Origin of the sequence: Acinetobacter sp. YH16032 (assembly GCF_013417345.1) — a bacterium.
GTDB lineage: Bacteria > Pseudomonadota > Gammaproteobacteria > Pseudomonadales > Moraxellaceae > Acinetobacter.
In genome coordinates this window covers 24,789-48,329 of sequence record NZ_VPEE01000012.1, presented here as the reverse complement: position 1 = coordinate 48,329, position 23,541 = coordinate 24,789, and the positions used below count along the sequence as shown (strand labels likewise).

The 23,541-nt window shown below is 39.8% G+C and carries 23 protein-coding genes; 13 read left to right on the top strand and 10 right to left on the bottom strand.

Going from position 1 to position 23,541, the window contains the following annotated elements:
* Positions 1–41: 41 nt before the first annotated feature.
* The 3 genes from pncB to FTV32_RS08265 all read right to left on the bottom strand — a co-directional run bounded on the left by pncB (position 42) and on the right by FTV32_RS08265 (position 3,515).
* The gene (pncB, locus tag FTV32_RS08275) at positions 42–1,244 is read right to left on the bottom strand and encodes a nicotinate phosphoribosyltransferase (RefSeq protein ID WP_035264803.1); all 1,203 of its coding nucleotides are present in this window, start codon (positions 1,242–1,244) and stop codon (positions 42–44) included.
* A 113-nt stretch (positions 1,245–1,357) separates the two neighbouring features.
* Positions 1,358–1,861, bottom strand: coding sequence for an ankyrin repeat domain-containing protein (locus FTV32_RS08270; protein WP_180028377.1), 504 nt, complete (start codon positions 1,859–1,861; stop codon positions 1,358–1,360).
* Positions 1,862–2,000: 139 nt separating this feature from the next.
* A complete protein-coding gene (locus FTV32_RS08265; RefSeq protein ID WP_180028376.1) occupies positions 2,001–3,515 on the bottom strand; it encodes a catalase in 1,515 nt (504 codons plus the stop codon).
* A gap of 232 nt (positions 3,516–3,747) precedes the next feature.
* Between FTV32_RS08265 and dtd the strand changes: the two genes are divergently transcribed.
* The gene (dtd, locus tag FTV32_RS08260; RefSeq protein WP_035264810.1) at positions 3,748–4,188 is read left to right on the top strand and encodes a D-aminoacyl-tRNA deacylase; all 441 of its coding nucleotides are present in this window, start codon (positions 3,748–3,750) and stop codon (positions 4,186–4,188) included.
* Between the two features lie 72 nt (positions 4,189–4,260).
* On the opposite strand, the gene FTV32_RS08255 is transcribed toward dtd, so the two are convergent.
* The 3 genes from FTV32_RS08255 to serB form a co-directional block, all read right to left on the bottom strand.
* A complete protein-coding gene (locus FTV32_RS08255) occupies positions 4,261–4,740 on the bottom strand; it encodes an SCP-2 sterol transfer family protein (protein ID WP_092766561.1) in 480 nt (159 codons plus the stop codon).
* A 190-nt stretch (positions 4,741–4,930) separates the two neighbouring features.
* Positions 4,931–5,245 carry a ciprofloxacin tolerance protein AciT gene (gene aciT / locus FTV32_RS08250; RefSeq protein WP_035264816.1) on the bottom strand — a complete coding sequence of 105 codons (315 nt, stop codon included), beginning with the start codon at positions 5,243–5,245 and terminating at the stop codon, positions 4,931–4,933.
* A 412-nt stretch (positions 5,246–5,657) separates the two neighbouring features.
* Positions 5,658–6,878: a phosphoserine phosphatase SerB gene (serB, locus tag FTV32_RS08245; RefSeq protein ID WP_180028375.1), complete on the bottom strand. Its 1,221-nt coding sequence runs from the start codon at positions 6,876–6,878 to the stop codon at positions 5,658–5,660.
* 77 nt (positions 6,879–6,955) lie between these two features.
* On the opposite strand from serB, the gene FTV32_RS08240 reads away from it, so the two are divergent.
* The 9 genes from FTV32_RS08240 (at position 6,956) to FTV32_RS08200 (ending at position 15,778) form a co-directional block, all read left to right on the top strand.
* Positions 6,956–8,227: a hypothetical protein gene (locus FTV32_RS08240; protein ID WP_035264826.1), complete on the top strand. Its 1,272-nt coding sequence runs from the start codon at positions 6,956–6,958 to the stop codon at positions 8,225–8,227.
* Between the two features lie 284 nt (positions 8,228–8,511).
* Positions 8,512–9,633: a bifunctional 3,4-dihydroxy-2-butanone-4-phosphate synthase/GTP cyclohydrolase II gene (ribBA, locus tag FTV32_RS08235; RefSeq protein ID WP_035264829.1), complete on the top strand. Its 1,122-nt coding sequence runs from the start codon at positions 8,512–8,514 to the stop codon at positions 9,631–9,633.
* 24 nt (positions 9,634–9,657) lie between these two features.
* On the top strand, positions 9,658–10,128 hold the full coding sequence (ribE, locus tag FTV32_RS08230; RefSeq protein ID WP_035264832.1) for a 6,7-dimethyl-8-ribityllumazine synthase: 471 nt from the start codon (positions 9,658–9,660) through the stop codon (positions 10,126–10,128).
* Positions 10,129–10,131: 3 nt separating this feature from the next.
* Positions 10,132–10,581: a transcription antitermination factor NusB gene (gene nusB, locus FTV32_RS08225; RefSeq protein WP_035264834.1), complete on the top strand. Its 450-nt coding sequence runs from the start codon at positions 10,132–10,134 to the stop codon at positions 10,579–10,581.
* Positions 10,582–10,593: 12 nt separating this feature from the next.
* A complete protein-coding gene (gene thiL / locus FTV32_RS08220) occupies positions 10,594–11,523 on the top strand; it encodes a thiamine-phosphate kinase (RefSeq protein ID WP_035264837.1) in 930 nt (309 codons plus the stop codon).
* A 10-nt stretch (positions 11,524–11,533) separates the two neighbouring features.
* Positions 11,534–12,010 (top strand): phosphatidylglycerophosphatase A, encoded by a 477-nt coding sequence (locus FTV32_RS08215; RefSeq protein WP_081403227.1) that lies wholly within the window; start codon positions 11,534–11,536, stop codon positions 12,008–12,010.
* A gap of 26 nt (positions 12,011–12,036) precedes the next feature.
* Complete coding sequence (glmU, locus tag FTV32_RS08210; RefSeq protein WP_035264841.1) at positions 12,037–13,401, top strand: bifunctional UDP-N-acetylglucosamine diphosphorylase/glucosamine-1-phosphate N-acetyltransferase GlmU; 1,365 nt, start codon at positions 12,037–12,039, stop codon at positions 13,399–13,401.
* A 12-nt stretch (positions 13,402–13,413) separates the two neighbouring features.
* A complete protein-coding gene (glmS, locus tag FTV32_RS08205) occupies positions 13,414–15,252 on the top strand; it encodes a glutamine--fructose-6-phosphate transaminase (isomerizing) (RefSeq protein WP_035264843.1) in 1,839 nt (612 codons plus the stop codon).
* Positions 15,253–15,313: 61 nt separating this feature from the next.
* Complete coding sequence (locus FTV32_RS08200; RefSeq protein WP_035264844.1) at positions 15,314–15,778, top strand: DUF523 domain-containing protein; 465 nt, start codon at positions 15,314–15,316, stop codon at positions 15,776–15,778.
* 6 nt (positions 15,779–15,784) lie between these two features.
* Here the strand turns inward: FTV32_RS08200 and FTV32_RS08195 are convergent, their stop codons facing one another.
* The 3 genes from FTV32_RS08195 to mhpT all read right to left on the bottom strand — a co-directional run bounded on the left by FTV32_RS08195 (position 15,785) and on the right by mhpT (position 18,807).
* Positions 15,785–16,750, bottom strand: coding sequence for a bile acid:sodium symporter family protein (locus FTV32_RS08195; RefSeq protein WP_035264849.1), 966 nt, complete (start codon positions 16,748–16,750; stop codon positions 15,785–15,787).
* A 51-nt stretch (positions 16,751–16,801) separates the two neighbouring features.
* Positions 16,802–17,455, bottom strand: coding sequence for a bifunctional nicotinamidase/pyrazinamidase (pncA, locus tag FTV32_RS08190; RefSeq protein ID WP_035264852.1), 654 nt, complete (start codon positions 17,453–17,455; stop codon positions 16,802–16,804).
* A gap of 143 nt (positions 17,456–17,598) precedes the next feature.
* A complete protein-coding gene (gene mhpT / locus FTV32_RS08185; protein ID WP_035264856.1) occupies positions 17,599–18,807 on the bottom strand; it encodes a 3-(3-hydroxy-phenyl)propionate transporter MhpT in 1,209 nt (402 codons plus the stop codon).
* Between the two features lie 680 nt (positions 18,808–19,487).
* Here mhpT and dapA point away from each other — a divergent pair.
* Genes dapA through purC form a run of 3 tightly spaced genes read left to right on the top strand, consistent with a single transcriptional unit; the run spans position 19,488 to position 21,767 of the window.
* Positions 19,488–20,387, top strand: coding sequence for a 4-hydroxy-tetrahydrodipicolinate synthase (gene dapA, locus FTV32_RS08180; RefSeq protein WP_035264858.1), 900 nt, complete (start codon positions 19,488–19,490; stop codon positions 20,385–20,387).
* A 17-nt stretch (positions 20,388–20,404) separates the two neighbouring features.
* On the top strand, positions 20,405–21,010 hold the full coding sequence (locus FTV32_RS08175) for a lipoprotein-34 precursor (NlpB) (RefSeq protein ID WP_035264860.1): 606 nt from the start codon (positions 20,405–20,407) through the stop codon (positions 21,008–21,010).
* Between the two features lie 37 nt (positions 21,011–21,047).
* Positions 21,048–21,767: a phosphoribosylaminoimidazolesuccinocarboxamide synthase gene (gene purC, locus FTV32_RS08170; protein WP_035264862.1), complete on the top strand. Its 720-nt coding sequence runs from the start codon at positions 21,048–21,050 to the stop codon at positions 21,765–21,767.
* A 421-nt stretch (positions 21,768–22,188) separates the two neighbouring features.
* Here the strand turns inward: purC and FTV32_RS08165 are convergent, their stop codons facing one another.
* Entirely contained in the window at positions 22,189–23,463 is a 1,275-nt protein-coding gene (locus tag FTV32_RS08165) for a replication-associated recombination protein A (protein WP_035264864.1), read from the bottom strand.
* Positions 23,464–23,541 lie beyond the last annotated feature (78 nt).

Sequence of the window (23,541 nt, the reverse complement as noted above, 5' to 3'; positions counted from 1 at the left end):
TTGCATGGTATTAGCAAAAAATCAGAAAAGGGAAATTATGATTAAGGAGACTCAACATCAAATACCTGACGCAAATATGCGAGGAAGGTATCATTATCAGTCATCGTTTTTCCTGGACTATCAGAGAGTTTAGCTACCGATTGACCATTGCATTCGACTAACTTTAAAACAATATTCAAAGCAGTTTGTCCCATATCATTGGTGAGGTTAGTACCAATCCCGAAACTGACTTGGAAACGATCTTTAAAATATTGATGCAAATCCCATGCCTTCTCTAAGTTTAGACCATCACTGAAAGTGAGCATTTTAGTTTTGCTGTCAATTTTTAATTTTTTATAATGTGCGTAGGCTTTATCGCCCCACTCATATGGATCACCACTGTCATGTCGTAGACCATCAAACAATTTGGCAAAATACAAATCAAAGTCTCTTAGGAATGCATCCATACCAACAACATCTGTCAGTGCAATGCCTAAATCTCCGCGATATTCCTGCACCCAAGTTTCAAGTGCAGCTTTTTGGAAATCACGTAAGCGAACATCAAGTGCTTGGAAAGCTTGTAAAAATTCATGCGCCATCGTACCAATGGGTGTAATACCCAACTGCTTTGCCAATAAAACATTACTTGTGCCACGAAAAATATGTGGTGCAGCCTTATTAAACTCTTCCACCACATGTTTCTGCCAGTCAAAACTATAGCGACGGCGTGTTCCAAAATCGGAAACAAGAAATGGTGGATCATTCGGTTGTTGACTACTTTCATAGTGTTTCAACAATTCAATTTTAGCTTTAAGACGGCGCTCTCCTTCTGCCAATACCTGCTCATCGCGAATACGACGAAAATAGAGTTCATTGACGATTGCAAGCACGAAAATTTCAAACATCATTGCTTGAACCATAGGTCCTTCGATACGGATATCTAAACGGCCTTGATCATCGATACTGGCTTTAATAAAGCGGCGCTTAAGTTGAAATAATTCTAAATAGTCTACAAAATCACTTTTAATAAAGCGCAAACTTCTTAAATATTGTAATTCATCTTCTTTAAATTTGAGCTGACACAGTAAATCTAACTGTTCGTTCAGTTCCTCTAATATATCCACGAGTGGATAGGCTGTATCTTCAAGGTTACGACAACGAAATTGATAGACACTATCCGTTTGAGGAAATTGATGTAATACCACTTGTAGCATCGTGAATTTATACAAGTCAGTATCAAGTAAGGATTGAATAATGGCAGACATATTATTTTTCAGTTTTTAGCAACTTATTGCATTAAAGCACATTTTGTTGCGATTCATAGCTCGTTTTAGTAATTGTCGAAGATTATTCGACTAATTACTAAAACTTAAACTGATTATTTTTTTGCATTGTCTTGACTATATGACTCAGTCAAAGCTTTCAATGCTTTATCTTGCCCAATAACTTTTGCGAATTCTTCTGTGGTCTTGTGTCCTGTCTGTTTTGCTTGAGCATCACAATCGACCTGGCGTAATTGTTTGGCAATCGACCATTCAAGCTTAAAGATAGCACCCATCAAAGCTGTATTACCCTTATTATCACGAGCACAGCGGTCTGCGCCGTTTTCCAATAGAGTCGTTACAATATCTTGATGACCATAGTAGGTCGCCATCATTAATGGTGTAAAACCAGCATGGTTTTTAATATTGACTGGAAACCCATGTTTCAAAAATTCATGAATAACTTCTTTGTTTCCTGTTTTCGCTGCTGCAAAAAATAAGTCAATCACTTCTTTCTGATCTGATTGTTGTGAGCTACTGACAGACGTCGTTTGAGCGTGAAGCATTACTGAACTTAAACTCAGTAAAGCGATTAATAAACTATATACAATATTTTTCATTCTTCCCTCACCTGAGTTTAAATTCGATAACGAGTGCCTGTAAAACTCCCCTAGGGTTGCAGGAAAGGAATTGAGTTTTACAGGACTTTTTTGAGGTGACACCTTAGACCCTAATCACCAATTCAAGGACTAATCTTGATTAGTCTTTTAAAGCTGCCGCTTTCGCTTTAACAGTCGCTAAGTTACCGTTTACAGCTTTAGTCATACGTGTGCCATAATCCGCATCTGCTTTATAGAAATAAGACAACATGATGTGTTTAGTTTCTGAATCTTTTACGTTACCAAGATCAGCTGCTAAGTTCATAATGAGGTCAGATTTCTCTTTAGCAGAGTATGAACGGTATAAATCACCCGCTTGCTTAAAGTTTTGCTCTTTCACACCACGTTGCTGAACCGTACCAGAAAGTGGAGTTTCAACAGCACGAGCTTTCGCTGTAGATGGTTTTGGTTCAATACGACTTGGTTCGTAATTCACATTAGATGTCGTAGCACCAACATTCATATAACCATCTTGGTTATTGTTGTTCACATTTACCAATGGACGGTTTACTGGAATTTGTTGGTGATTTGCACCTAAACGGTACATTTGTGTATCAGAGTAAGAGAAGATACGACCTTGAAGTAAGCGGTCTTCTGATGGCTCGATACCTGGTACTAAATTACCTGGTGCTAAAGCAACTTGTTCCGTTTCTTGGAAGAAATTCTTCGGCATACGATTTAATGTCAAAGTACCCACTTTTGTTTCTGGTACTAAATCAGTAGGCCAGATTTTAGTTGGATCAAGTGGATCGAAATCGAAGCTATTCAAATCTTTAGGATCCAACACTTGGATATAAAGATCCCATTTCGGGAAATTGCCCGCATTGATGTTCTTATAAAGATCATTCGTTAAGTGGTTAAAGTCTTTGCCTTGTAATTCAGCAGCTTCTTTAACGTTTAGACCTTTAACACCTTGCTTAGAACGGAAGTTAAATTTAACGTATTTATATTCGCCTTTGTCGTTGTACAATTTAAATGCATGTACACCGAAACCGTCTTGTTCACGGTAGCTCGTAGGAACACCTTGGTTACCATATACATAAGTCAACATATTTGTTGCCCATGGCTGGCTAGACAAGAAGTCAAATACGCGATTAGCGTCTTGAACGTTGTCAATTGGGCTTGGTTTCATTGCGTGGATGAAGTCTGGGAACTTAATCGCATCACGAATGAAGAATACAGGCGTTTGGTTACCAACTAAATCCCAGTTACCTTCTTGAGTATAAAACTTAATTGCGAAGCCATGTGGGTCACGTAAAGTTTCTGGAGAATGCTTACCATGAATTACTGTAGAGAAGCGTAAGAATACTGGAGTTTTCGTACCTGCTTTGAAAAGTGAAGCAATAGTAAGATCTGATAAATCTTTAGTTGCAACGAATTCACCATAAGCTCCCGTACCACGTGCGTGTACAACACGCTCAGGGATACGCTCACGACCGAAACGTTGAAGTTTTTGAATCAACTGTACATCTTGTAATAATACAGAACCATTTGGACCTGCAGTGATTGAATTTTGGTTATCACCCACTGGTGCGCCGTTATCTTTTGTTAATGGTGCAGCTGATGCTGCTGTCGCAGTTGCAAGCATTGCAACCAACATTGAACGCTTAAACATCGTTTTCTCTCTCAAATTTACCTTTCCTGCAGGCGTAAATTACCTTCTTTAACAAAATTGGTAAAAAGGTTAATTTTTATTATTTCAATCGCTTTATTAGATCAAAATTATATACTCCGATTAATTATTTTTTATCAATGACTTATGAAGATAGATGACGACTTTATCCCTTTTCTTTTTTCCAATTTGATACAATTCATTTGAATTAAAAAACATCAAACTTGGTTGAATTATGCGTGCTTTACTCCAACGCGTCCTTGAAGCGAAAGTCGTTGTGGATGGTGAGATTACTGGTCAAATCGAAAAAGGGATTTTAGTTTTTATTGGTATTGGCAAAGAAGATAACTTTGAAAAAGGTAAGAAGCTCATCGATAAGATTTTAAAATACCGTTTTTTTGATGATGACCAAGGAAAAATGGGTTGGAATCTTAGCCAAGCAGGAGGCGGATTATTATTAGTCTCGCAATTTACCCTGATGGCACAAACCCAAAAAGGTTTGCGTCCTGACTTCGGCCCTGCAATGCCGCCTCTCGAAGCAAAAGAACTGTATGAACAGTTAGTTGAATACGCAAAATCTCAGTTTGAACATGTACAAACAGGAATCTTTGCAGCGGATATGAAAGTGCATCTCATCAATGATGGTCCGGTAACCTTTAATCTTGAAGTTGAATGACTAGAAAAGCCCTCTGATGAGGGCTTTTTTATCTCTAGAATCAAAACGAGAAAAGTCCGTATAGGTGCTGTATTACTTACCCGTCTTTTCTTTAATAAATTGTCGAGCAAATTGTATTTTTTCTTTTACAGGTTTAGGAATTTTTGGTGGAATTAATTTAGCGACTTGGTTAAACCATACCAATAAGCTGAAATCACCTTCCATTTTAATACTGCCATTTTGCATACCCGTCATGAATGCAGTTGGATCACCTTTCATCAGGGTTTTAACACCTTGCTCGCTATCAGCAAACTGAAGTACGAAATCTGCTTTCTCTGCATCACCTGAAACAGAATCAATCTGACCATTGTTGACTAAAATCTGACGTGCAACACCTAGATCTGTACCAATTTGAATACGGAACTGACGATCATGAATTAACTCAATAAATTTTGGACTCGTACGTGACAATTGTTTCATACGCAACGCCAAACCTAACACTAAAAGGTCTAGTGGATCTGTGCTTGCATCAACGATAGGTAATTTCACAACAGGTATTGAAGATAGTTTCATGACAATTTAAGTCCGTTTTTTTAATATCAAAAATAATTGATTCATCCTAGCATATCTTATAAGTAAGGAAATGCAGCTTTGTTTAACAAAACGTATAGGCAAAAAAAAGGTATATCATTTTGATACACCTTTAAATATAAAATTGTTACTACGCAGTTTTGGTCTACATCTCATCTGTCATGAGCTGGATTTAATCGTCCTCATATACAGGAGTATGTTCAATATAACGACGATTTTCTAAAGCCTTTTGCGCACGACTATCTTCGCGAAGTAAGAAAGCCGTTAAAGCCACCATAGCTAAGCTAATCGCTGTTAAATAACTATATGCCAAGGACATGTCAAAGACGTGTTGAACACTATAACGAATACCTTCAAGTAAACCCCAGAAGACCATACCTGCTAACATAAACCCTAGCCAATGACGATAAGGTGAAAAGAATACGGCCGCCAATGCTACAGCGATCAAAGCAAATCCGAGTATCGTTGCAAAAGTTAAAGTGACCATAAAAATCTCCGTCAAAATTTAGATGTTTCAAATACTGCCTAATGGTGTTTCACAACAAATTAAATAACGCTTCACTTTCTTCAATGGTCTTGTTGGCGTCTATGAAAGCATTATGGTGAGTTTTTTTCAGAAAAAAAGACCTGATGCTTTTGTAAGCGACACATATTGTCGCAACATTCTTTTGTCATTACATTTTTTAAGATTAGACATTTTTCATAGAGTCAGAATCAGTCAAACTTGGCGTGTCATTACAAAAAAATACCTCGTAATTTTTTGTCGAAACATCTTTTTTTCGATGATAACCATCTGTTTTTTCGTCTGAACTTAACTGATTAAAATTTGTCTAAGAATGATTCACTTAGATAAAAAAAAGCGACCATTTGGTCGCCTTTTTAATAAGCTTTTTTTGATTTTAAGCTCGACTTAAATCTTTATCATGTACACCTAACAGGTACAGAACACCATCCAAACCAACACTTGAGATGGCTTGATTTGCATTTTGACGCACCAATGGTTTAGCACGGAATGCAACGCCCAAGCCCGCTATAGAGAGCATTGGCAAATCATTCGCACCATCACCTACTGCAATCGTTTGCTCAAGTGAAATGCCCATTTCATCCGCAATTTGGCCTAATAAAAATGCTTTACGAGCGCCATCCACAATATGCCCTTTAACTTCGCCAGTGACCTGCCCATCTTGAACATCCAAGATATTGGCATGAACTTCATCAATCCCAAGTTTTTCTTGTAAATATTCAGCGAAGTATTGGAAGCCACCAGATAAAATAGCCGTACGATAACCCAAAGATTTCAGGGTTGAAATAAGACGTTCTGCACCTTCAGTAATCGTTAAACGTTCTGCAATTTTAGGCAATACAGAAGCATCCATACCTTTCAGTAGCGCCACACGCGCACGGAAACTGCTCTGAAAGTCCAGCTCACCTTGCATAGCACGCTCAGTAATTTCTGCGACTTGTGCACCGACACCTGCTTCAATTGCAAGCTCATCAATCACTTCTTGTTCGATCAGCGTTGAATCCATATCAAAGCAAACTAAACGACGATTACGACGGTACGGCGTGTCTTCTTGTACTGCAACATCGACACTAAGGTCATTTGATAAACTTAAACATGCCGCTCGCATCGCTGCAGCATCTAACATCTGACCGCTCAAACCAAATTGCACACAAGCACGTTTTGGTTCATTTTCAAAATGATTCAACGTTGGGCGACCAGACAAACGAGTGACTGTTTCAATATTAAACCCTTGACTTGAAACAATATTAGTCACTGCTTGCAAATGTGCTGCGGTAAGTTCAGGTGCCAATGCCGTCACGATATATCGTGTACGTCCACCCTCTTTCACCCATTGCTCATAATCTTCTGAATCGATCGGTTTAAAGCGCACAGTAAGACCAATATCGTGTGCTAAAATCAGAATATCTTTCATGGCCAAAGCCGTTGCTGTCTGGTCTTCGGAAGCAACCACGATGCCGAGAGTCAATTGGTTATGGATAACTGCTTGTCCTACATCTAAAATTTGCAAAGAATGTACGGACAACACCTGCATCAATCGAGTAAACTGATTCGGTTGGTCAGGTCCTAAAAATGAAATAAGAATGATTTCTCGCATGAATTGACTCGGGTCTGAGCTACGAATATTGTAAGAATCATAATCGAAATTGAATTAATTTTCTTTGGAAGTTTACGTTGAATGCGCCTAGACAAGGGCTATTTGCTAGCCTGCTGATTGTAAGTTTTGCCTTGCATACCTTTTTATTGGTTATTGCAACGACACATCAATTAAATGAAAACCGTGCAAGCCAAGGTTTGCTAATGACGACTCAACTGGTCGCAGATAGCTTAACTGAACTTGAACCTGCCAATACTGTATCTCTTGCATTATTAGCCAACCGCTATGCAACGAATCCAAGTGTTGCATATATACGTATTCTTGGCACAGGAGATCAAGTTCTCGCAACTGCAGGCTTGTCTAAGACGCGTCAGGGTGAAATCTTCGTTCGAGATGCACTACAAAATGAAAAGAAAATTGGCAGTGTGGAAATCACATTGGTTAAACCAAGTATCGGTGAAATATTAAGAACACAATGGCTGGCAATCCTCTCTTCACTCTTTATTCATGGCTTATTATGGTTGGCTTATCGTGCCATTGCTCGCCCTACGCGTAGCGAATATCTTGCGAGATTAAATAATGAGTCCCGTTTACGTCATGAGATCAAGCTGCTCACTGAAGCATTAGAACTGGAAAAGAGTCAGCCTAAACAACCTCATACGCCAGAGCAAAATAAAGAACAAGCTGCAATTACGCCAAAAGTACCGACTCTGCAGTTAAATCAGGATGCTTTATCACTGAATATCCAATTTTATGATCCGAAACAATTAATTAATACGGTCAACAAATCTGTCTCTTTACCTTATTTTAATTTATGTCAAATTTTCTTAAATAAGAGTATCGAACTGTGTACAGCGCATTATCATTTGAATGTTGATGATATCGTTGTGAATCGTAGTTTTGATCAACAAGGCGCTGTCATCAGTATTTCTTCACTCAAGAATAACTCGATTGCTTGCATCTTAATGATTGGTTCGGTGTTTCAATTATTGTCAGAAGTACTCTATAAACGTTACCGTGAGGATAAACGGTTCGTATTACAAACGCGCTGTGCTGTAACCGCCCCAGTGGAGGCAATGCAACTCGATTCAGTACAAGCTGCGGAAAGACTCACACATCACCTGATTGCGAAAGAAATGGCGCTATATTTGACCCACGATCAGTTAAAGCATATTGGTGAATGCTATCAATTGGTTCCGATGCCGAATCCAACCAGTGTGTTAACACGTCACGCTTTCATGATTAATGGTATGAACGAAGCCTGTGCCGAACTCGCACAAAATATCCGTACTGAGATTTTGAAAGGCAAAGCCCAAAGCTCCTCGACGGATCGTACAATCAGCTCTTAATTAGATTAAATTTTAATAAGTAAACCAGATTTGATGCTAAGTTAAATCTGGTTTTTCTTTTTAAAAGCTCACAGTCGTGAAAAGTTAGACTAAGCGTCTAGTTTGTATACAAAATTGCTCTTTTGGTAATTTTATCTCTCTTTTCAATGTGCTATGAAGGTGTATGTTTGACTGTGTTGAATGGTACAGTCATAACCATAGGCAAACTGACTAAAAAAGCGTTAGACTATGGCGCAACAAATTTATTCAAATGTCAGAATGACATAACAAAAAGGTGAAGGTTGATGTCGCTCAATACTGTAGAAGAACTTGTAGCAGATATCCGTGCAGGAAAAATGGTCATCCTGATGGATGATGAAGATCGTGAAAATGAAGGCGACCTCGTTATTGCTGCAACGCACGTACGACCTGAAGACATTAATTTCATGATCACGCATGCTCGTGGCTTGGTTTGCTTAACGTTAAGTCGTGAACGCTGCAAACAATTAAATTTACCGTTAATGGTTGATGCGAATGGCGCTCAACACGGGACAAACTTCACGCTTTCTATTGAAGCTGCAAATGGCATTTCTACAGGTATTTCTCCAGCAGAACGTGCGCACACGATTCAAACAGCAGTTGCGGCACATGCAAAACCAGCAGATATCGTTCAACCAGGCCATATTTTCCCACTCATGGCACAACCAGGTGGTGTGCTCCATCGTGCAGGTCATACCGAAGCAGGTTGTGATTTAGCTCGTCTTGCAGGTCTTGAACCTGCGTCTGTGATTTGTGAAATTATCAATGAAGACGGGACTATGGCCCGTCGTGCTGACCTTGAAATTTTTGCTGAAAAACACGGTCTAAAAATTGGTACAATTGCTGATCTTATTCACTACCGCATGACCAATGAACAAACGGTAGAGCGTTTGGATCAACAAAAACTCGATACCGAGTATGGTACTTTTGATCTTTACCGTTATCGTGAAGTCGGGAATCCTGATATTCATTTGGCATTGGTTAAAGGTCAACCTGAAGAAGGTGTGACGACTGTTCGCGTTCATGGCTTCAATCCAGCGCGAGACTTATTAAAACTTAATAAGCAAGATGGTGAAGCAGCTTGGAACTTAGATCGTGCTTTAAAAGAAATTGCTCAAAGCGATCGTGGTGTCTTGGTATGGATTGGACAACGTCAGCCGTCTGATTTAGGTCCAGCATTAGAAGCATTAACTGCGCCAAAACCAGCCAAGTCAAATGCTGCCTTATCTCAGCAATACCAAACTATTGGTGTGGGTGCACAAATTTTACGTGATTTAGGCGTACAGAAAATGAAGCTCCTGAGCTCACCTTTACGCTTCAATGCATTGTCTGGCTTTAATTTAGAAGTGGTCGAATACATCACAGCTGATCAGAGCTCTCATTCATAACTCTTATTAAATATCGAGGTTGCTATGGCGATTCGCCGTATTGAAGGTTTATTACATCTCGCGAGCGAAGATCGTTACGCGATTCTAGTTGGTCGTTTTAACAGCTTTGTTGTTGAACATTTATTAGAAGGTGCAATTGATACATTGCATCGACATGGTGTTAAAGACGATAATATCACTGTCGTTCACGCGCCAGGCGCTTGGGAACTTCCGGTTGTGGCGAAAAAACTCGCAAATTCTGGTAAGTTTGATGCGGTAATTGCACTTGGTGCAGTTATTCGCGGTAGCACTCCTCACTTTGACTTTGTTGCTGGTGAATGTGCAAAAGGCCTTGGTGTTGTTGGTTTAGAAGCTGGTTTACCTGTAATCAATGGCGTATTGACTACAGACAGCATTGAACAAGCCATCGAGCGTTCAGGTACAAAAGCAGGTAATAAAGGTGGTGAAGCTGCCTTGACTGCAATTGAAATGGTTAACTTGCTAAAGGCGATCTAAAGCATGTCGCAGACACTCCAAGCTACTTATGCAGCTAAACGCAAAGCACGTCGTTTTGCTGTACAAGGGATTTATGAATGGCAAATGAGCCACAACCCTGTGCATGAAATTGAAGCACGTACACGTGCTGAAAATGCCATGCATAAAGTGGATCTCAGCTATTATCACGAGTTGCTCACACAAGTGATTGCAAATCATGAAGCATTGGATGCGTTATTAATTCCAGTACTAGATCGTGAGATCTCGGCACTGGACGGCGTTGAATTAGCTACTTTGCGTCTTGGCGCGTATGAATTGAAAGAGCATCTTGAAATTCCATATCGCGTCGTTCTCGATGAAGCAATTGAATTGGCTAAACACTTCGGCGGTGCAGATAGTCACAAATACATCAATGGTGTATTAGACCGTTTGGCACAAAGCCTACGTGAAGCAGAAAAGCAACAAGCAAAATAAGTTGTTGTTGAAATGGCTGAGTTTTCTATTATTGACACCTATTTCAATCGACCGAGTTATTCTTCAGTCGATCTAGGTGTCGGTGATGACTCAGCCCTGCTCACCCCGCCTCCACAGCAACAATTGGTCATTTGTGCCGATACCCTCGTTGCTGGTCGACATTTCCCCATCGATACAGATCCCCATGCGATTGGATGGAAATCTGTAGCTGTGAATCTTTCAGACATTGCAGCCATGGGTGCAAAACCTCAAAGCATTCTCTTGGCATTGAGCCTACCCCAAATTGATCATCACTGGCTAAAAGGGTTTAGTCAGGGTTTGTATGATTGTTGCGATCAATTTGGAGTAAGTTTAATTGGCGGCGACACAACGCAAAGCCCACATCTCACATTATCAGTTACCGCTCTAGGCTGGGTGGATATTGGAAAAGCCGTGCCACGTTCTGGTGCTCAAGCAGGTGATTTAATCTGTGTATCCGGCACTGTCGGTGATGCTGCATTCGGATTAAAATATCCCGATCATGCTTTAAAAAAACGTCTCGATTATCCCACTCCACGTTGTGAACTCGGTCAAGCGCTTAAAGGATTGGCGCATAGTATGATTGACGTATCCGATGGTTTAGCACAAGATCTAGGACATATTCTCAAAGCATCTCATGTTGGTGCCGACCTACACTTAGATCAACTTCCACTTAGTCCTGCCTTACAAGCATTGCCCAATCAACAAAAATGGCAATTGGCTTTAGCAGGTGGTGATGATTATGAATTGTGTTTTACCATTCCTTCACCTGCCTTGGATGAATTAAAAGCTCGACACTGCGATACACCGATCACGGTGATTGGTGTCGTAAAAGAGACTCAGCTATTAGATTTTTATCATCATCAACAACCACAAAAACTAGAATTACAGGGATATCAGCACTTTGCAAAAACAACCAATTAATTTTAAAACGATGACTTGGTCTGAACGTTTCATTGTTTTTTGTGGCGTTGGATTCGGTTCTGGTTTAGCGCCAAAAGCACCTGGTACTTTTGGTTCAGCTTTTGCCTTGTTGTTTATCCCTGCTTTCATGGCAATAGGTTTTTTGTATAGCACGATTGCCATAATCGTTATGTCATTGATTGGGATATATATTTGTGGAAGAGCCGCTGATATAATGCGCGTCCATGATGACGGACGAATTGTGTGGGATGAATTTGCGGGTCAATCGATCACGTTTCTCCCTTTAATCTACCTAGGTCTGATGAATTGGGTATGGCTTTTTATTGGTTTTGCACTTTTCCGTCTCTTTGATGTTTGGAAACCTTGGCCGATTCGCGTCATTGATCGTCAAGTCGACGGTGGTTTCGGCATTATGCTTGATGACCTGATCGCAGGTTTGTGGGCAGCACTTTGTATTATAATTTATCTCTATATTGATATGGCTTAAGCCAAGCTCCAAAGAAAGGATGTTGTATGTCAACCACAGTTGTTATTCTTGCTGCAGGTAAAGGGACGCGAATGCGTTCAAAACTACCAAAAGTATTACAGCCTTTAGCAGGACGTCCACTCTTAGGGCATGTCATTGAAACCGCAAAAAAAATACAAGCTGAAAATATTATTACTATTTTCGGTCACGGCGGCGCTCTAGTTAAACAAGCATTTTCGACAGAAAATATTGACTGGGTTGAACAAGCTGAACAACTTGGTACAGGTCACGCTGTTCAAATGACCTTACCGGTATTACCCAAAGATGGTATTTCTTTAATTTTATCCGGCGATGTGCCTTGTATTACAGCCGATACATTACAAAAATTACTTGAAGCAACACAATCTAAAGGTATTGGCTTAGTCACACTTACACTAGACGATGCTTCAGGTTACGGTCGTATCGTGAGAGAAAATGGTAAAATCCAAGCCATTGTTGAACATAAAGATGCTTCTGAAGCGCAACGTTTAATTCAAGAAATTAATACTGGCATTTATGCAGTAAGCAATGCCAAATTGCACGAGTGGTTGCCACGTCTGAATAATAATAATGCGCAAGGCGAATACTATTTAACAGATATCGTAGCAATGGCTATTAACGATGGACTCGAAATTGCTTCAGTTGAACCTGCTTTAGCTTTCGAAGTTGAAGGTGTAAATGATCGTGTGCAATTGGCAGCATTGGAAAGAGAATACCAAAACTACCAAGCGAAATTACTGATGCAGCAAGGTGTACATTTGATCGATCCGAGTCGTTTCGATCTCCGAGGTTCACTCAAGGTTGGTCAAGATGTGCGTATCGATATCAATGTCATTATCGAGGGCGAATGTGAACTTGGTGACAATGTCGAAATCGGTGCAGGATGTGTAATTAAAAACTCCAAAATTGCTGCAGGCACGAAAGTTCAACCGTATAGCGTATTTGATTCAGCCATTGTGGGTGAGCAGACTCAAATTGGACCATTCGCACGTTTGCGCCCTGGTGCTAAATTGGCAAATGAAGTACACATTGGCAATTTTGTTGAAGTGAAAAACACCACCATTGGTTTAGGCTCTAAAGCCAATCATTTTACCTACTTAGGTGATGCCGAAGTGGGTGAAGGTTCAAATATCGGCGCGGGTACGATCACATGTAATTACGATGGTGCCAACAAGTTTAAAACGATCATTGGTGACCAAGCCTTTATAGGTTCAAACAGCTCTTTAGTCGCGCCAGTCAAAATTGGCAATGGCGCAACAGTTGGTGCTGGATCGACGATTACTCGTGATGTGGATGATCATAGTTTAGCGGTAGAACGCTCTAAACAATTTGTGAAAGACAATTATCCACGTCCACAAAAGATTAAGAATTAAGGGGATTACAATATGTGTGGTATCGTCGGCGGTGTAGCAGAACGAAGCATAACGAATATTCTAATTGAAGGCTTAAAGCGTCTTGAATACCGTGGTTATGACTCAGCGGGATTAGCTTTAATCAATGCAGGTCAAGTTTTACGTGAACGTCGTGTCGGTAAAGTTATCAACCTTGAAGAAGCAGTTTCAGAAGCAGCGATCACTGGCGCGCTTGGTATTGCACATACACGTTGGGCTACTCATGGCAAACCTACAGAAAATAATGCACATCCGCATATTTCTGGTCAAGTCGCTGTGGTACATAACGGTATTATTGAAAATTACCAAGAGCTTAAAGATGATCTTGAAGCATTAGGATATGTGTTTACATCCCAAACAGATACTGAAGTTGTTGCACACTTAGTTCATGATGCACTGAAGTCTGCTCCTAACCTGCTTAAAGCCGTTGAACAAGTTGTGCCTCAACTCAAAGGTGCATTTGCACTCGGTATCGTACATACAGATTACCCAAATGAATTGATCACTGTTCGTGAAGGTTCACCGCTCGTGATCGGTGTGGGAATTGGTGAGAACTTTATCAGTTCTGATCAATTGGCCCTATTACCGATTACCAATCGTTTTATATACCTTGAAGAAGGTGATATTGCGCGTTTAACACGTGATACGATTGAAGTCTATGTACAAGGTGAGCGCGTTGAACGCCCTGTCAAAGAACTTGATGCGACAGTGAGTAATGCTTCAAAAGGTGAATATAAGCATTACATGCTGAAAGAAATTTATGAGCAACCTGAAGCGATCAAGCAAACCATCTCTCAAGCCTTAAATGCCGATCACTTACGTGATGATTTTCTTGCAAATGCTGTAGAAGATTTTTCTCAGATTCAGCAAGTTCAAATCATCGCTTGCGGTACCAGTTACCATGCAGGCATGATCGCAAAATATTGGTTTGAACAACTGATTGATGTACCTTGCCAAGTTGAAATTGCAAGTGAGTTCCGCTATCGCACTCCAGTCATCGTGAACAATACACTTTATGTGTGTATTTCTCAATCAGGTGAAACTGCCGACACATTGGCTGCTCTTCGTGATACACAAAAACGTGCCAAAGCGAAAAATATTAATATCACCACGATGACGATCTGTAACGTTGCAACATCTTCCATGGTGCGTGAAACAGATTACAGCTTATTGACATTAGCGGGTCCAGAAATTGGGGTTGCGTCGACCAAAGCATTCACCACACAACTTGCTGCCCTGATGCTTCTCGTGCTTAAGTTCGGTCAAGTTAAACAAACGATTTCTAATGAACAAGTAACAGAAATCATTACTGGATTATGGCATACACCTAAAGTGATTCTTGACACATTACAATGTGATAAAGAAATTTTACGCCTATCTGAATTGTTTGTTGAAAAACAACATTGCCTATTTTTAGGTCGTGGAACACAGTTCCCAATCGCGCTTGAAGGAGCGCTTAAACTGAAAGAAATTTCATATATTCATGCTGAAGGTTATGCAGCTGGTGAGTTAAAACACGGCCCATTGGCCTTAGTTGATAATGATATGCCTGTTGTCATTCTTGCTCCTCAGGATGATATGCTTGATAAGCTCAAATCAAATATGGAAGAGGTTCAAGCACGTGGTGGTGAGCTGTTTGTATTTGCAGATGAAAATAGTGGCATTAAGGAAAAAGAGCGCCAACACGTCGTTCAAGTTCCGAGCGTTTCAGCACTATTATCACCAATCGTATACAGTATTCCTGTGCAGCTTTTGTCCTATCATGTCGCTGTACTACGTGGTACCGATGTAGATCAGCCGCGTAACTTAGCTAAGTCAGTTACGGTTGAATAATTCAATTTGATCTACACTTAAAAAGACCGATAATGAAAATTATCGGTCTTTTTTTTATCAAATGAAATATCTTATCAGTGCATGTTTAGTCGGACATCCAGTTCGCTACGATGGTCAACATTGCCTTCAAGAAAAAATTAAAACGCTGATTGATACCGATCAGGCCGTCGTAATCTGCCCTGAAATTTCTGGAGGACTTAGCACTCCCAGAGCCCCTGCTGAAATTCAAAAAGGAACAGGCTCCGATGTTTTGAGTGGCCATGCAAAAGTATTTGATCTTTCGGGAAAAGATGTTACCGAAGCATTTATTTTAGGTGCCAAACAGACCTTAGCTTTTGCGAAAAAACATGGGATTACTCATGCGATTTTGAAAGCTAAAAGTCCATCATGTGGTTTTGGTCAGATTTATGATGGCTCTTTTTCGGGGTCAAAAATAAATGCGGACGGTGTTACAGCAGCGCTTTTAAAGCAACATGGTATTCACATCATGACTGAAAAAGAATTTCTAGATCAGTTAATGAAATAAAATCAGCTACTTAATCACATCATCGTCATATTCATGTTTTTTAAGGTGAGCTTTGTCACGCGTCGCCCAATAACTTGCCAAGACGGGTCCAGAAATATTGTGCCACAAACTAAAAATTGCACTTGGAAGTGCTGTAATGGGGGTTGCCGCAAAATGAACAGCAGCTAAAGCAACGCCTAAGCCAGAATTTTGCATCCCTACTTCTATCGAAACTGCTTTAGCATCTGCTTGATTGAGCTGCAATAATTTTGCAGCCCAATAACCTATAAAATATCCTAATCCATTATGTAAAATTACAACAGCAAGGATCAGTAACCCTGACTGTAAAATTTGCACTTTACTTCCAGCAATAATCGCAGCCACAATCAATACAATCGCGATGACTGAAACCATAGGCATCATTTCAATATATTGATCTATTTTTTGCTTAAATAGACCGCTCACGATCACCCCTAAAATGATAGGGAACAAAATCACTTGCATTACCGATACAAGCATTGCTACCGCATCTATATCAATCCACTGACTCGCTAAGAGATAAAAAATCAATGGTGTCAGCAAAGGTGCTAACATCGTTGAAACTGAGGTACACGCGACGGACAAAGCCACATTTGCCTTTGCCATATAAGCAATGACGTTAGATGCTGTACCTCCGGGACAACATCCAACAAGGAGTACGCCAATGGCAATTTCAGCGGGTAATCGAAATGCTATGCACAAGCCCCATGCCAATAATGGCATCACTATAAATTGAGCACCCACCCCAATGGCAACCGCCTTAGGCTGACTGAGAACACTTTTAAAATCTTCCCATGACATGGTCATTCCCATGCCAAACATGATAATCCCGAGCATCCAAGTGATATAAGACTTAAGCCAAATAAAAGCTTCTGGCATATACATGGCAATTCCTGCAAAAAGGAGTACCCACAGCGCAAAGGTTTTCTGCAAGAATTGATTGATGGCTTTCATTTAAAAAGTTCACTTATTGGATTAACGACGTATGATCTTGAACCATGACCTTTAAATGGTCTGCGCTGAATGCCTGAGAGTCATTAGTTCTTTGGCGTAAATTCGTTTCACACCTTGTGCAAGCATTTCTTGCCATGCATGTTGTAAAGAACCATTTAAATCGATGCCTTTGGTCGCATCTGACACGACATAACTATTAAAACCTAATTTTGCAGCATCAATTGCTGTCCAAGCCACGCAAAAATCAGTGGCAATCCCGACAATGAAGACATCACGAATTCCACGCTCATGCAGATATCCTGCTAAGCCAGTCGATGTTCGATGATCAGCTTCTAAAAAGGCAGAATAACTATCAATATGCGGATGAAAACCTTTACGAATGACCAACTGCGCTTTGGATATATTCAAGTCTGGATGAAAATCTGCATCATGTGTACCCTGCACACAATGTGAAGGCCATAACACCTGGCGACCATAAGCTAATTCAATCGTCTCATAAGCAGACTTTCCAGGATGATTTTCAAAAAATGAAATATGGTCTTGAGGATGCCAATCTTGGGTAAGGACAACATTGTCAAAATGCCGAGCAAGTGAATTAATGGTTGGAATAATTTGATCTGAATTTGCTACCGCCAAATTTCCCCCAGGGGTAAATCCATTCTGAACATCAACAACGATAAGTACACTTTGTTGTGGTTGGAACATCCTTTTCAGCTCCCAATATTTTTAAAATTGTTAGGGACTATTGCATAGGATCAAGAGAACTACAATTGCTTGAGTTGAAAATTTGATATCAAAATTCTATAAAAAAAGCCTGCATCAAGCAGGCTTTAATCTATGTTTTTGTCTTAATTCTGGATACGACGTACCAACATTAACATGAAGATTGCAGAAATAATAATACAAGGGATTGCTGCAGAGATTACGCCTGCTGCACCAAATCCAGCCGTTAATAATGATCCTGCAATTGCTGGCCCAAGCATAGCACCGATACGACCTACTGCTGATGCAACACCAACACCTGTACCACGTACTTCTGTTGGGTACACAATACCACCAAATGCGTAAAGCACACCTTGACAGCCAATCACGAAAGCACCAACCAATGCTGAAGCCAAATACATTTGTGTGAGTGAGCTTGCTGCATTCAACGCAAGAAGGCCAGCCAAAATACCACCGTACATTAACAAGATCACATAAGCTTTTTTCCAGCGGTCAGTTAATACACCTAAAATCACAGTACCTACAGTAGCACTTACCATGAAGTAGAATTGCGCTGTCGCACCTTCTTTTCTCGAAAAACCTAATTCTTGGAATAGAGAAGGTAACCAGCTGAGCATGATGTAAACCACCATGAGCGTGAAGAAATAGCTACACCAGATGAACATCGTACGAAGAAGATTCTGTGAATTAAACAAATCTTTAAACGAACCTTGTGGAGCTTCTGCAATTTCAGCTTCAGTTCTATTTTGCGTTTTCAAAAATTCTTTAGATTCAGGTAAGAATTTCATCATCACTGGTATAACAATTAATGGTAATAAACCACCAAGATAGAAAATATTTTTCCAATTAGCACCGAAATCTGTACTTGCAATTAAAGATAAGATCGCAGCACCGACAGGCATACCACAGTACATTAGCCCTACAGCACGACCACGATTTTGTGGGGTTACTGCTTCAGAAGCCAAAGTGATGAGAATTGGCATTGCTGCACCTAGTCCTGCACCTGCAAGGAAACGTACAGCCAATAAACTGTTAAAACTATTTACCCATACCGTACATAAAGTGAATACAGCGAAAACAGCAACAGACCAAATTAAAACTGTTTTACGACCAATACGGTCCGCAATACGCCCACCTACCAGTGCCCCAGGTAACAGACCTAAAATACCAGCACTAAAAAACACACCTAATTGTGAACTATCTAAACCAAAATGTTCACGAATACCCGCAGCTGCAATACCTGCAGCCTGAATATCTAAGCCTTCAATTACTGCAATGAGGAAGCAGATACCTACCGTCAAAATTGCATGTTTGTTACTTACTGATTCTTGCATTGAACTTCCCTCACTCATCAGCATTTGAGTCCGATGCCCGATTATCTATGTAAGTCAATGAAAGTGAGAGTTATCAAATGGTGTAATAAAATGTAATCAAAATAAGATTAAATTTCATACCTCTTGCCAACCAAAATAAATTCTAGTCTTCAAAACGATTAATTATTTTTTTTATTTAAAAAAAACCCAGAAAAATCTATTATAAAATCTGTAAGTATTAGAATAATTTAACCTTTAAGTAAAAAAATTAAGACGTTTTATAAATTATAATAATCACATAATTTAAAAATTATTAGTTTATTCACCTTTATATACATACATCTTAAATCTGATGTAAGTGATATAAGATATTAATTCAGGGTAAATTGGTCAGATTTTAGTTCGAATTTTCATTTTTATCCGCAATACTTTCATAGACGAACATCTATCTTCACTGTTATTTAAATGCCTAACCATAAGGTCTTAAAATTGCTTTTTTTAAAAAAAGTTACTTGTTTTAACTAAACTTTTTTTTGACTGAAGTGAATTCATATTGTTCTTATTGGTAGCTTAGTTCATAATTTGCATACGCATTATCCAGTATGCAGGCATATTGGATCGTGATATAAATCAAAATACATACCCATCCAAACTTCGCTTCTCAACCTTCACTGGATGGAAAAATAGGATCGTGTTTTAAAATGACTACTCAGCAAGCTCAGGTAATTCAAGGCTCAATCGTCGCAATCGTCACTCCAATGTTTGAAGATGGAACTGTTGATTGGAAGGGTCTCGAGAAGCTTGTTGAATGGCACATTGAACAAGGTACAAACAGTATCGTTGCCGTGGGAACAACAGGTGAAGCTTCGACCTTAAGCATGGCTGAACACACTCAAGTGATCAAAGAAATCATTCGTGTAGCCAATAAACGCATTCCAATTATTGCCGGCACAGGCGCAAACTCAACGCATGAAGCGATTGAGCTTACCAAAGAAGCTAAAGAGCTTGGTGCAGATGCTGCACTTTTAGTAACGCCATATTATAACAAACCGACTCAAGAAGGCTTGTATCAGCATTACAAAGCAATTGCTGAAGCTGTTGATTTACCGCAAATTCTTTATAACGTACCTGGCCGTACTGGCGTTGATATGAGCAATGAAACTGTAGTTCGTCTTGCTGATATTCCTCAAATCGTAGGGATTAAAGATGCAACAGGTGATGTTCCTCGCGGTGCTGAGCTTTTAAAAGCACTTGAAGGCAAAGATATGGTGGTCTATTCAGGTGATGACGCAACAGCATATCAACTGATTGAGCATGGTGCGAAAGGTAATATTTCTGTGACCGCTAACGTCGCTCCAAAGCAAATGAGCCAAGTGTGTGCCGCTGGTTTAGTGGGTGATGTAGCTCAAGCAAAAGCAATTAATGATCAAGTTGCAAATTTACACGAAATTCTATTTTGTGAATCAAACCCAATTCCTGTGAAATGGGCACTTCATGAAATGGGATTAATTGGTACAGGTATCCGTTTACCACTTACTCCATTAGCAGAACAATATCGAGCTTCACTGCGTGATGCATTAAAAGCTGCGAGCATTATTTAAAGAAGAGTTTAACAACTATGCAACTACGTTTTGGTTTACCCCTTGCCCTTTCAGCCCTCAGCATGGTCGGTTGTAGTACGATTGGTATCGATAATGGTTCACTCGATTATAAAAAATCTACTGCACAAACCCCGCTTAAATTTCCTGAAGGTTCAATGGTTAGACCAGCAACACCGCTTTATCCAGCGCCTGTTGTTGAACAGCTTGCAATAGACAATGCGCCACAAATGGTTAATAAGCGAGGTAATCGTTTCGAGCTACCTCGTCCTAATGTGGCACCAACCGTTTCTAATCCTGTTGAGAGTGAACAATCAACTGCTGTCGGTCGTCCACAACTTTTAACTGATGGAAATGGCAATCCGTTGATCAAAATTGACGGAAATTCTGCTACAATTTGGCAATACACAATCGCCACCCTCAGTAGCCTCAACTACAACTTTGTCAATCAACCTAAGAATCCCCATTCCGCGACAATTCAAGTGGATGGTGAAAGTTTAGTGCTTAAACTGACATCTGTAGGTTCGAGTCATACCTTGGCCGTGTTTACCCCAACTAACGCGTTTGCAGACAAACAAAAAGCTGCGAGCCTGTTAACCCAGATTTATCAAAACTGGCCAGCCTAGTCGTTCTAGGCATATTTTTTCTGAAAAAGGTTCCACCATGTTAAAACAAACCTTGCTCTATACTGGTAAAGCTAAATCCGTTTATGAAACCGATAGTGCAGACCACCTGATTTTAGTCTTTCGTGATGATGCCTCAGCATTTAATGGCGAAAAAATCGAACAGCTAGATCGCAAAGGTAAGGTGAACAACCGTTTTAACGCCTTTATCATGGAAAAACTTGCAGCTGCAGGTATCGAAACTCATTTCGAAAAACTTTTAACACCAAACGAAGTTTTGGTTAAAAAGTTAAACATGATTCCAGTTGAATGTGTAATCCGTAACTATGCAGCTGGTTCGCTTTGCCGTCGTTTGGGTGTTGAAGAAGGTTTAGAACTTACACCACCTACATTTGAATTATTTTTCAAAGATGACGCTTTGGGCGACCCAATGGTGAATGAATCTCAAGCCATTGCTTTAGGTTGGGCTACTGCTGAACAACTTGAGCGTATGAAAGAGTTAACTCACCAAGTAAACGTAGTGTTAAAAGATCTTTTTGCTCAAGGCAACATGCTTTTAGTTGATTTTAAACTTGAATTTGGTGTGTTCCATGACCGTATCGTTCTTGGTGATGAGTTCTCTCCAGATGGTTGCCGTCTATGGGACAAAGATACCAAGAAAAAATTAGATAAAGACCGTTTCCGCCAAGGTTTAGGTGATGTGGTTGAAGCTTATGAAGAAGTTGCTACACGTATCGGTGTTGACCTTTCTGATATCTAAATCAAAATTTAGATAAAATGAAGCCGAGTCATATGACTCGGCTTTTTTGTATCTGTTGATATTATTTTTATATTTTCAAATTGTTGTTATACATTCATTATTTTTGTTAAGTCGCATTACCAATGCTCTCTCCTCATTGGTAATGCTATTAATTTATCGAATCGATATTTAAATAAGATGACAAATCTGGGGTTTTGATCATTAAAAAACTCAATTGTTTTTTGTGTTTTTAAATTTACACCCATTAATCGAATAAATTAATGCTATTTATTAAAATGATCGTTTTTACAATATTACTAAGTTCAACTAATATATTTTTATACCAGGCAACTACAGGAGTTGGTGGCTCAAGAGAGAGACTGTAGTTGCCGACCAGATGAATCGCTTTTCGCCCAGCTTCCTATAGAACTGGGCTTTTTTTTTATTGTTGTTGCTGCTCTTGCTGCCAACGTCGCTGCTGTAAACGCTCTGCTTCGACTTCACGCTTATTACGAGCTGATTCGTACAATTTGGTGCCTTTCAGCTCTGGAGGCATATAATCCTGCAACACGAAATGTTCTGGATAGTGATGTGGATATAAGTAATCTACACCATATCCCTGCTCTTTCATTAACTTGGTTGGAGCATTTCTTAAATGCAATGGAACTGGAAGATTTGACGTACGTTCAGCCAACTCTAATGCTTTATTGATTGCTAAGTAAGTGCTGTTACTTTTCGCGCTTGTGGCCAAATACACTGCACATTGTCCTAAAATAATACGGCATTCTGGCATCCCAACCGCTTGAACGGACCTAAAACACTCCCCAGCCAATAACAACGCATTAGGATTAGAATTTCCAATATCTTCCGAAGCGGCTATCAACATCCGACGCGCAATAAAGACTGGATCTTCCCCCCCCTTTAACATTCTCGCCATCCAATATAGTGCAGCGTCAGGATCACTTCCACGAATTGATTTAATGAATGCTGAGACTAAATCATAGTGCTGCTCACCAGATTTGTCATATCGCGCAATATTTTGTTGAGCTACTTTCACCACGATGGCATTGGTGACAATATTTTCAACATCTGCTTCAAATGTGCTCGCAATGAGATCCAATAAATTGAGTGCTTTACGAGCATCACCTGCGGCAAATTGAATTAATGCATCATATTCTTCGATATGAATATGACGGTCTTTCAGAAATTGGTCTTGCTTGAGTGCACGTTCAATTAAATGTTGAATATCATGCTCAGATAATGCTTTCAGCGTATACACCTGACAGCGCGACAACAAAGCATTATTGACTTCAAAAGAAGGATTTTCTGTGGTTGCACCAACCAGAGTAATCTTGCCTTTTTCTACTGCGCTCAGTAAGGCATCTTGTTGAGATTTATTAAAACGATGAATTTCATCAATAAAAACCACTGGCACAATGAGATCACCACTTTCCCCAATGATTTCTCGAAGCTCTTTAACACCAGTGTTGAGTGCAGACAAGCTAATAAAAGTACGATCTACAGCTTGAGCTAACAATAGCGCAATGGTGGTCTTGCCGACGCCTGGAGGCCCCCAAAAAATAATCGAAGGTAAATGTCCTTGGTCAATCATTTGACGTAAAGGTGCGTCTTCACCAAGTAAATGATCTTGTCCGATAATCTCAGACAAATCACGTGGACGTAAGCGTTCAGGTAGCGGAATTTGTGTATCGGACATATTTTTTATAGATCTCAAAGTGCTGTTGACTAGTCTACTATGTAATAGTCAAATTCCAATATTAATAGTCAAAACAAC